At 42.7% G+C, this 9,299-nt stretch carries 14 protein-coding genes; all 14 read right to left on the bottom strand.

Going from position 1 to position 9,299, the window contains the following annotated elements:
• Positions 1–126 precede the first annotated feature (126 nt).
• Positions 127–366 carry an exodeoxyribonuclease VII small subunit gene (xseB, locus tag AC075L_RS10410; protein ID WP_025577309.1) on the bottom strand — a complete coding sequence of 80 codons (240 nt, stop codon included), beginning with the start codon at positions 364–366 and terminating at the stop codon, positions 127–129.
• Complete coding sequence (gene xseA / locus AC075L_RS10405) at positions 344–1,573, bottom strand: exodeoxyribonuclease VII large subunit (RefSeq protein ID WP_022381298.1); 1,230 nt, start codon at positions 1,571–1,573, stop codon at positions 344–346. The genes xseB and xseA overlap by 23 nt, the downstream gene beginning before the upstream one ends.
• The gene (gene nusB, locus AC075L_RS10400) at positions 1,570–1,992 is read right to left on the bottom strand and encodes a transcription antitermination factor NusB (RefSeq protein ID WP_008704098.1); all 423 of its coding nucleotides are present in this window, start codon (positions 1,990–1,992) and stop codon (positions 1,570–1,572) included. Before nusB ends, xseA begins: the two co-directional genes overlap by 4 nt.
• Positions 1,993–2,056: 64 nt before the next feature.
• Positions 2,057–2,443: an Asp23/Gls24 family envelope stress response protein gene (locus AC075L_RS10395; RefSeq protein ID WP_008704100.1), complete on the bottom strand. Its 387-nt coding sequence runs from the start codon at positions 2,441–2,443 to the stop codon at positions 2,057–2,059.
• Between the two features lie 68 nt (positions 2,444–2,511).
• A complete protein-coding gene (locus AC075L_RS10390; RefSeq protein ID WP_026648457.1) occupies positions 2,512–4,101 on the bottom strand; it encodes a peptide chain release factor 3 in 1,590 nt (529 codons plus the stop codon).
• 155 nt (positions 4,102–4,256) lie between these two features.
• Positions 4,257–5,009: a SpoIIIAH-like family protein gene (locus tag AC075L_RS10385; protein WP_020994069.1), complete on the bottom strand. Its 753-nt coding sequence runs from the start codon at positions 5,007–5,009 to the stop codon at positions 4,257–4,259.
• Positions 5,010–5,019: 10 nt separating this feature from the next.
• On the bottom strand, positions 5,020–5,280 hold the full coding sequence (locus AC075L_RS10380) for a hypothetical protein (RefSeq protein ID WP_227194528.1): 261 nt from the start codon (positions 5,278–5,280) through the stop codon (positions 5,020–5,022).
• Positions 5,281–5,320: 40 nt separating this feature from the next.
• Entirely contained in the window at positions 5,321–5,887 is a 567-nt protein-coding gene (locus AC075L_RS10375) for a stage III sporulation protein AF (RefSeq protein WP_008704104.1), read from the bottom strand.
• A gap of 32 nt (positions 5,888–5,919) precedes the next feature.
• Entirely contained in the window at positions 5,920–6,951 is a 1,032-nt protein-coding gene (locus AC075L_RS10370) for a stage III sporulation protein AE (protein WP_476387620.1), read from the bottom strand.
• Positions 6,932–7,150 (bottom strand): hypothetical protein, encoded by a 219-nt coding sequence (locus AC075L_RS10365; protein WP_476387619.1) that lies wholly within the window; start codon positions 7,148–7,150, stop codon positions 6,932–6,934. Before AC075L_RS10365 ends, AC075L_RS10370 begins: the two co-directional genes overlap by 20 nt.
• Complete coding sequence (locus tag AC075L_RS10360; protein ID WP_020994071.1) at positions 7,147–7,533, bottom strand: SpoIIIAC/SpoIIIAD family protein; 387 nt, start codon at positions 7,531–7,533, stop codon at positions 7,147–7,149. The genes AC075L_RS10365 and AC075L_RS10360 overlap by 4 nt, the downstream gene beginning before the upstream one ends.
• A 52-nt stretch (positions 7,534–7,585) precedes the next feature.
• The gene (gene spoIIIAC / locus AC075L_RS10355; protein ID WP_008704108.1) at positions 7,586–7,780 is read right to left on the bottom strand and encodes a stage III sporulation protein AC; all 195 of its coding nucleotides are present in this window, start codon (positions 7,778–7,780) and stop codon (positions 7,586–7,588) included.
• 81 nt (positions 7,781–7,861) lie between these two features.
• On the bottom strand, positions 7,862–8,380 hold the full coding sequence (locus AC075L_RS10350; RefSeq protein WP_008704109.1) for a stage III sporulation protein AB: 519 nt from the start codon (positions 8,378–8,380) through the stop codon (positions 7,862–7,864).
• The coding region (gene spoIIIAA, locus AC075L_RS10345; protein ID WP_476387618.1) for a stage III sporulation protein AA at positions 8,365–9,299 on the bottom strand (935 nt) is incomplete at its 5' end. The genes spoIIIAA and AC075L_RS10350, both read right to left, overlap by 16 nt.

Genomic DNA, 9,299 nt, shown 5'->3' with positions numbered 1-9,299 from the left:
CGAAGGCGCTTGCCTCCTGCCAGCATACTGTAATTCATAGCCTGAGCCATTGTTCCGGCGAATCCCGCCTCTGCAGGCAGAAAGCTTCTGATCACTTTCTCTGTTTCTTCCGTTCTCTTTGCTAATTCATCTTGAAAATTCACTAAATGTACCATCCTCATTAAGCTGCAGCATTTTCTTCTCCACTGTATCCAGCTTCCCGCTGCAAAGTTTCAAAAGTTCCATGCCCTGTCTGTACAGTATAAAAGAGTCCTCCAGCGATGTGTCTCTGTTTTCCAGTTTTTCAGCCAGCAGATCCAGTTCTGCAAACATCTCTTCCAGAGGTTTCTCCTCCTGTAACTGCTCACAGTTTTCTTTCTTCGCCATAGATTCTCTCCTCCTTCACCGTACCTGTAACATCTGCTTCTATCGTACCGTCTGTCACAGATATATAAATGGTATCCCCATTTTGTACCTGTTCTACACTTGTCAATGTCTTTTTATATTTATCTGCCACATAAGAATATCCCTGATTCAGTTTCTTTAAAGGGGAAAGTCCTGCAAAACGTTCCAGATAAACAGACAATCTGTGTCTCTCATCCTGAAGTTTCCTGTTCATTCCATTTTGTACAGCATTCTCCAGATCTGCCAGACGCTGTCTCTGCTCCCGCAGCCTGTTCTCCGGACTCAGATAAGCAAATTTTGTCTGAAAATGCTCCAGTCTGCTGCGGTACAGATCCATTTTACCACTCATTGCACGATATAACCGCTGCCTGTAAATACTTACTGCTTCAATCACACTTCTGTAATCATCCACCGCAAGCTCTGCCGCAGCAGAAGGAGTAGGAGCTCGCAGATCAGCAACGAAATCAGCAATTGTAAAATCCGTTTCATGACCTACTGCGGAAATAATAGGTGTACTGCACTCAAAAATAGCTCTGGCCACGATTTCTTCATTAAACGCCCAGAGATCTTCAATAGAGCCGCCTCCTCTTCCCACAATGATCACATCCACATCTGTCTTATCAAGCATCTGTATTCCTTTTACAATACTTTCTGCCGCACCCGCCCCCTGTACAAGAGCCGGATATAAAATAATCTGTAAATAGGGATTTCTTCGATAGGAAATATTGCGGATATCCTGAACAGCCGCACCTGTCGGTGCAGTTACCACACCCAGACGTCTGATAAATCTCGGAATGGGCTGTTTGTACTCCTGTGCAAACATTCCCATATCTTCCAGTTCCTGCTTCAATGCAAGATATCTCTCATACAGAGTTCCTGCACCTTCCAGGGTAATCTCCTTTGCATACATCTGATAGCGGCCGTCGCGTTCATATACATCCACACTCCCGCCAACGATCACCTTATCGCCATTTTTCATGGCAAATGCAAGTCCCCGTCTGTGTCCGGCAAACATCACACAATTCAATGTTCCTGTCTCATCTTTCAGGGAAAAATAGATGTGTCCGCTTGTATGATATTTACAATTGGACACCTCGCCTTTTACATAAATCTTCTGCAGTAAATAATCCTGGGTAAACATATTTTTGATATAACGGTTTACCTGACCTACAGAATATGTGTTTTTCATTCTGATTTTTCTTCGCTTTCACTGTTGGCAATCTTGCCAAGGATACCGTTTACAAAGGAACCGGAAGTCTCACCGCCAAAACGTTTGGCAAGCTCTACCGCCTCATTGATAGCTACACCTGTAGGTACATCTTTGTCATATTTCAGTTCATACACTGCCAGACGCAGGGCAGTCAGGTCAACGCGGCTCATTCTCTTTGTCTTCCAGCCATTGCTTGTCTCATTTAACAGTGCATCGATCTCGTCTAATTTTTCAAGTACATGGCGGTATTTCCGGCTCATATACTCCTGATCTTTCTCTGAAAGTTCCTCCAGAGTATCAAAATAAAGTGAAAGCTGCTCACTCATCTCTTCCTCTGAATTAAATTCTGTCATGAACAGTAATTTAAAAATATGTTCTCTCTGCTCTCTTCTTCGCATAATTTTTGCTGTATAAACAGCTTTCCTTTCTAAATATCTCTTAAGTACACAAAAAAGGAAAGGGTTACTTTCCTTTTTCGTTCTCCATATCTACACTGGCAATATGAATATTAACATCTGCAACCTCAAGACCTGTCATATTCTCTATGGATGATTTTACTTTCTCCTGAACTTTCTTACTTGTCTCAAGAATGTTCTTACCATATTCGATATTCAGGTTCAGGTCTACTGTTACAACTCCTTCGAGTACAGTAACCTTAACACCTCTGGAAAGATTCTTCATTCCAAGTTTGCTTACCAGTTCGTTTGTGATATTGCCTGCCATGGAAGCAACTCCGTTTACTTCCGTAGCAGCAAGTCCGGCAATGATAGCGACCACTTCATCTGCAATCTGGACCTCACCAATGCCTCCTAAATCCTGTATTTTATATGTTATTCTTTTCTCTGCCATCTGAAAACCTCCTGAGGGATTCTTTAATCTTTGTTCATTATACCAAATCGACAGATAAATGAAAAGGGTTATTTACTGAATTCCGTTAATATTAAGCCAGGATTTCTGTCCTCTGTCATACCCACACTCCAGGAATTTACAAAGAGGAGCAGCGGATTTCCCTTAAGATCAGTAACTTTTTTCATATCAGAGGTTCCAATGATCTTATCCACTTTTACTTCTTCTTTATTTGCAATCCAGCGAATATGTTCATATGGAAGTGTTTCCAGACGGATATCTACATTATATTCATTTTCCAGACGATATTTCAGAACATCAAACTGCAGGACACCTACAACACCTACAATAATTTCTTCCATACCGGTATTAAACTCCTGAAAAATCTGAATAGCACCTTCCTGCGCGATCTGATTGATACCTTTAACAAACTGTTTTCTCTTCATAGTATCAATCTGACGGACTCTCGCAAAATGTTCCGGTGCAAATGTAGGAATACCTTCGAATGCAAACTTTTTACCGGGTGCACAGATTGTATCTCCGATGGAAAAGATACCCGGGTCAAAAACACCGATAATATCTCCGGCATATGCCTCATCTACCACATGGCGGGATTCTGCCATCATCTGCTGTGGCTGAAGCAGACGCATCTTTTTATCACCCTGCACATGATATACTTCCTGGGAAGCGTCAAATTTACCGGAACAGATTCTCATAAATGCGATTCTGTCTCTGTGTGCCTTGTTCATGTTTGCCTGGATTTTAAATACAAACGCTGAGAAATCATCATCCATGGGGTCAATTTCCCCAATATCAGACACTCTCGGAAGCGGTGATGTTGTCATCTTCAGGAAATGTTCCAGAAATGTTTCCACACCGAAGTTTGTCAGCGCAGATCCGAAGAATACAGGTGTCAGCTTACCTTTGCTTACCAGCTCCTGGTCAAAATCTGCACTTGCGCCGTCCAGAAGCTCAATCTCATCCAGAAGCTGTGCTTTCTGCTCCGGATCCATAATCTCATCTGCCCGGCTGTCACTTAACGGGATTTCCTCGATCACACCTTCTTTGGTACCTTTCTGTGTATCAGAAAAGGTAAGTATTTTCTCTGTATCACGGTCATAAACACCGCGGAATTTCTTACCGGAACCGATTGGCCAGTTGATCGGGCAGGTTGCGATGCCAAGTTCTTTCTCAATCTCATCAAGAAGGTCAAATGTGTCGTTTGCATCGCGGTCCATCTTATTGATAAATGTAAAAATCGGGATATGGCGCATTACGCAGACCTTGAACAGTTTTCTGGTCTGTGCCTCCACACCCTTGGAACCGTCGATTACCATGACTGCAGAATCTGCTGCCATCAGTGTACGGTAAGTATCCTCCGAGAAATCCTGATGTCCCGGTGTATCCAGAATATTAATGCAGTAACCATCATAATGAAACTGCAGAACAGAGGAAGTAACGGAAATACCTCTCTCTTTTTCGATCTCCATCCAGTCTGACACTGCATGGCGGGCTGTTGCCTTACCTTTAACACTTCCGGCAAGATTGATTGCTCCGCCATACAGCAGGAATTTCTCAGTCAGTGTAGTTTTACCTGCATCCGGATGGGAAATAATGGCAAATGTTCTTCTTTTTTCTATTTCATTCGTATACTTAGACACGTTCAGCCTCCTGTTGCGCTTTCTTATAATTGTTTGCATAAAACACCGGCAACAGCCGGTATCAGTTACGTTTTCTATTTTTTTACAGCATTCCTATTCTAGTATATGCACCTCTTTTCTGTCAAGATATATGTTCGCATATTCATATCAAAATATCAGTCATAAATATCAGTTGTATCGATTGCGGTATCCTCATATGGCTGTGCTGATGTTTCGCTGTCTTCCTCATACGAAGTATCTGCTGATGTTTCATCTGTCTGTGTTGTATCTTCTGCATCTTCACTCTCCTTCAGTGGGGTGATCACAATATTTTCTGGCGCAATTCCTGTTTTCCTTTTTACAATATCTTCAATCTGTGCTCTCTGTGCATCAGAAAGTTCTGCTTCAGGGATCACAACATCCGCAGTTTCTCCGGTAAGATTTACAACTACATTCTTAAAGCCCTTCGCCTCCAGCAAAAGCTCTGCTGCCGCTTCTTTTTCTGAAAGGTCTGTCATCGAGACCATCGTATGTATTGCCTCCTGCTTCTCTTCATCATCAATTTCTTCATTATTGATAATGTCCTGCAGATCTGCCTTGTTCTGTGAGCGCACCTGTTCTCTGCTGATCTTTGCCTGTGCGGCAAATCCTGTAGAACCCGTAAACACAGCCTCCCCGGGAGTATCCGTTTCCTGACTGTCTGTAAGACTGTTATCAGTCAGACCTCCATCTGCCTGATTTTCATCCAGAAGAGCAGTTTCATCTGTAAGATCATATCCTGCATCTTCAAGGATACTGCTGCTGTCCGTACTTGCCTCCTTATCCCTGAATCCAAGATCTACATCTGCAAAGTTCAGATATCCTGCCACTGCAATCAGAATTGCCAGCGATGTAATAATGACCTGATTTTTTCCGATGACTTTTTTCACATTTATCTCCTCATTTCATTTTCATTATTCTAATTCTATGAGCATCCACCTGAAATAATGCCATGACCGCCTCCTGAATATTTTGGACCACTACAGGATTTCCTCCACCTTCCGCAGAAATCAGAACACCGGTCACCTGTATGGTTTCTGAATTATAGAAGCTCTGCCTGTCTTTCTTCTCATCTGTCATCAGGATAACCTGTACCTTTCCCACCCCTTCCGTATTTTCAAGAAATGCTTCAAGTTTCTCTTCCAGAACATTTTTTTGCATATCTTCACTCTGCTCTCCTGCCGTATTTTTCTTTTGCTGCTTACTGGATACAGGCATCGCCGCTACTGCCAGAAGTACTCCGATGAGCAACAGGATTCCCCATTTTGCCGGATTCATTTCGGACAATCTGGATACAAATTCTGTTTTCTTTAAGTCCCCACTCTTCCACCAGCGCATCTTTAAGCTCCTTTCTCTCCTCCTGAGAAATTTCTGTCTTCAGTACAAGGTTTGCCTGCGTCTCCTCCCCTTCTATATTTACTTTCACCTTATATACTTCTATGCCTCTTTTTTCCAGAGTTTCCCGGATTTTCTGTTCCAGTTCCAGTTCGTAACCTTTTTCCAGATAGACTTTCTGAATATTCTGAAATTCCCGGAGTTCTTTCTCTCTGTTTTCTTCAGAAAAATTATCCAGAAAACTTTCCGTCAGTTCCGAACCTTTTCCAAGAATGGAAAATATCGGGGTACTCATCATAAAAATCAGCAGCAGGCCCATAAAAAAGCGTACATATTTCTCATACTTCTGGTCAGGTATCAGATTCAGAACCGCAGTGAAAAAGATATAAAATACTGCCAGATTCCGAATCCATAAATACAGCTCTTCTTTCATATGTTTCCTCCGGCAATCTTTCTGTCAGTTCATCAGGATACAGAAACTACAACTATCAGGAATGTCAGCATGCAAAGTACTTCTGCTGTCAGCAAAAGCTTTAAAAGCATTGCACATCCCTCCCCCATTGTACTCAGGGCTCCCACAACTCTTTTGTCAGAAATTGGCTGTGCAATCGCAGCCAGAAAACGATAAACCAGAGAAAGACTTCCATAATGGATAATCGGTCCTGCTCCAATCAGCAACAGAAGGATCACGATTACTGCGCCAAAACTGTTTCGCACCATCACTGCACTGGTCAGCACTAATTCTGTTACAGCGGTCACTGCATTTCCAATGCCGGGAATCGCACTCGCTGCCTTGCCAACAGCAGAACGCTTCATGGCATCCATCACCGGGCTCACCATATTCCGCACAATCTGCAGACCAACAATAGCTCCCAGAAGAGTTTTCAACCCCCAGTTTACAGCTACATCCAAAAGTTCTGCCATTTTTGTAAGCATCTCCTCTTTTGACAAATAATTAACCATTTTCAGAAGCAAACTCAGGTTTACAGCAGGCAGAAACAGATTTGCAAGAAGCCACTGAACCGCCCAGATCATCAGCAAAATCCCTTCATAAAATGCAGCAGCCGTTGATGATCCGGTTGATGCAGCCACTGTCATAAAATAAGCCGGAGACAGAACTTTCATGAAATCCGTCAGTCCAAGAAGCCAGTTTGTAAGCGTACTTCCAAGCCTTGAGAAATTCTCCATAAGCATTGTAAACAGCGCAAGATAGACAATATAAAAGCTGATACTGCCAGCCTGTCCGTTTCCGAAAACATCAGCAAACTCCGCCAGCACCGCTGCAATAAAAATCACAAGTAAAAGTTTCAGTATTAATCCTTTTTCATTCTCTATATCCGAAAAAAAGAGACTATACAAAAAGCTCCGTACAGTCTCTTTTGAAACAGGCTCCTCCCCGTTTATGATATTCATCAGTGCTTTCCTGACAGAAAAAACATGGTCATCCATAATCTCATCCAACATTTTCTGCACATCATCAATCTGTATCTCTTCCATTAGATTCTCCTGCAGGATCTTGTACTGAAGAATCTTCTTTCTGTTCTGTCTGCGCAGCGGCATATACGGATACTATATGATTCTGAAAGAATGTAAGATATGACACTCTTCCTACCAAGAGTATACATGCCAGTATACACCAGTAACCTTTCCACAGATCTGCCTGTTCCCTGATACTTCTCTCTTTATCCTGCCTCATATCATAAACTCCGAAATCGTATCCAGAATTGCCAGCAGTACCGGCATACTCAGAACCATCACAGACAGTTTACAGAACAGGTCGATCTGTGTTCCGATCATCTGATATCCGGCATCTTTGCAGATTGCAGATGAAAACTGTCCGATATATGTGATCCCGATAATCTTAACCAGAACTGTGAGATAACTGCTGTCTATGGGGAAGCTTTCTCTCAGCCTGTTCATGGTTTCAAACAGATAAGAAACTTTTCCTGCTGCAAGACCAAGAATCAGAAAACCCGTCATCATGGTCACAAGTGCAGCAAATTCCGGTCTGGTTTCTTTTAGAATAAAACCAAGCATCATTCCGCAGATACCCATGATTGAAACTTTCACAATATCCATGCCATTCAAACCTCTTTCTGTTCTGTCAACTGCCATAACAGTTGATTTGAAATCACAGCACAAACAACTGCTGAATACTTTCAAACAGTTCATAAATATATGGAACAATCCAGAACAGCACCATCAGAAGCCCCGCCAGGCTTACCAGAAATGCCTGTTCATCCCTTCCACTGTGTTTCAGGATCTGGCAGAGAACAGAAACCAGAATCCCTACTGCAGCGATTTTAAAAATAAGACTTACCTCCACAGTCTCTCCTTTCCGGCTTCTGCTGCCAGATACAGCAAAACAGTAATCTACACAGTAAAGAAACAGATTATAAATACATGCTCACCAAAAAAACACAGCCACAAATATTCCGCCCAATATTCCCATACTGCGGTATAATTTTCTTTTTTCACAAAAATCTTTCCTGAGTTCCCTGATCGCATATTCTGTTTCCTTTTCCATCAGATCCATCTGTTTTAGCTGCATATCCAGTCCAAGATAACCAAGCTGATCTCCCAGTGAATAAAATCTGTCTCTCTCTTCCTGCGAAAGACAATCCAGATCCAGACACTTTCCGGCCGATTCTCTGAAGATTGTCCCAAAGGAATCCCCTGTTTTTTCTTTCATTTTCTGTGCCGTAAGTATAAAAAATTCTCTGTACTTCCCTTCCAGTTTCCCGGAAGCACCTGTAAAGGCATCGTACAGAGATTTATTTCCATAACGTATTTCTCCTCTTAGGAGGATGATCATCCGTAAGATCATTTCCATCATCTTTTTGCGTCTGCCAAGTTCATTGCTCATGGCAAAACCGCAACCGACACCGGAAATTACAATTACACACAATCCTACTGTTCTAAGCATACTTTTCCATTTTCATCTAATACAGCTTTCAGACATCCTGCCTGATCATTTTTGTCCAGGATAATATAACGTTCAAATACTTTCTCGCCCATAAGCTTATAAAAGAATGGCTGATCCAGAACATCCTCCAGACAGCTTCCATGTGCAGTCGCAATCAGCTTACATCCGCAGTGGATCACTGAGTCAACTGCCTTGAAATCCTCTTCACAGCCTAACTCGTCCACTGCAACCACATCCGGTGACATGGAACGTACCAGCATCTGCATACCTTCTGATTTCGGACAGCAGTCCAGCACATCTGTACGCATTCCCAGATCATTCTGAGGAATTCCCTGATAACAGCCTGCCAGCTCACTTCTCTCGTCCACCACACCTATTGTCAGACCCTGGGTATTGGCCCATCCATTACTGAGCTGCCTGATAATATCTCTGAGCAGCGTAGTCTTTCCACACCTTGGCGGTGAAATGATCAATGTATTTGCAACCCATTTCTCTGTACGGATATAAGGCATCACCTTATCCGCACATCCCTGAATCTCATGTGCCAGACGGACATTGATGCAGGAAATATATTTCATTCCCATGATCCTGCCCCGATCCAGCACTACCTTTCCGGTCACACCTACTCTGTGACCACCCTGAACACTGATAAATCCCTGTCTGATCTCATCCTCATAAGCATACAGGGAATATCCTGTGACATATTCCAGTGTTTCTTTCAAATCTTCCGTTGTCACCAGATACTGTTCCTGACCCGGTTTTCGCAAAAAACACTCTCCTCCGTCATAAGTTAAAAACAACGGACGCCCTACACGAAGGCGTATCTCATATAATTTATCATAATCCAGCTTCGCATCCATTAAAAGATTCCGGATATTTCCGGCAAACAGGTTTTCAATCTGCTGCGCTTCTATATGTC

This window comes from Blautia sp. ZXY-1-B12, from assembly GCF_056339915.1.
This window is presented reverse-complemented; position numbering and strand designations above follow the sequence as displayed.

Coding starts and splice junctions, on each gene's coding strand:
- AC075L_RS10365 (WP_476387619.1), bottom strand. CDS start 7,150: ATGAGGCAGGATAAAGAGAGAAGTATCAGGGAACAGGCAGATCTGTGG.
- AC075L_RS10375 (WP_008704104.1), bottom strand. CDS start 5,887: ATGAAAGAAGAGCTGTATTTATGGATTCGGAATCTGGCAGTATTTTAT.
- nusB (WP_008704098.1), bottom strand. CDS start 1,992: ATGCGAAGAAGAGAGCAGAGAGAACATATTTTTAAATTACTGTTCATG.
- xseB (WP_025577309.1), bottom strand. CDS start 366: ATGGCGAAGAAAGAAAACTGTGAGCAGTTACAGGAGGAGAAACCTCTG.
- AC075L_RS10350 (WP_008704109.1), bottom strand. CDS start 8,380: ATGCTTAGAACAGTAGGATTGTGTGTAATTGTAATTTCCGGTGTCGGT.
- xseA (WP_022381298.1), bottom strand. CDS start 1,573: ATGAAAAACACATATTCTGTAGGTCAGGTAAACCGTTATATCAAAAAT.
- AC075L_RS10370 (WP_476387620.1), bottom strand. CDS start 6,951: ATGGAAGAGATACAGATTGATGATGTGCAGAAAATGTTGGATGAGATT.
- AC075L_RS10380 (WP_227194528.1), bottom strand. CDS start 5,280: ATGCAAAAAAATGTTCTGGAAGAGAAACTTGAAGCATTTCTTGAAAAT.
- AC075L_RS10360 (WP_020994071.1), bottom strand. CDS start 7,533: ATGGATATTGTGAAAGTTTCAATCATGGGTATCTGCGGAATGATGCTT.
- AC075L_RS10395 (WP_008704100.1), bottom strand. CDS start 2,443: ATGGCAGAGAAAAGAATAACATATAAAATACAGGATTTAGGAGGCATT.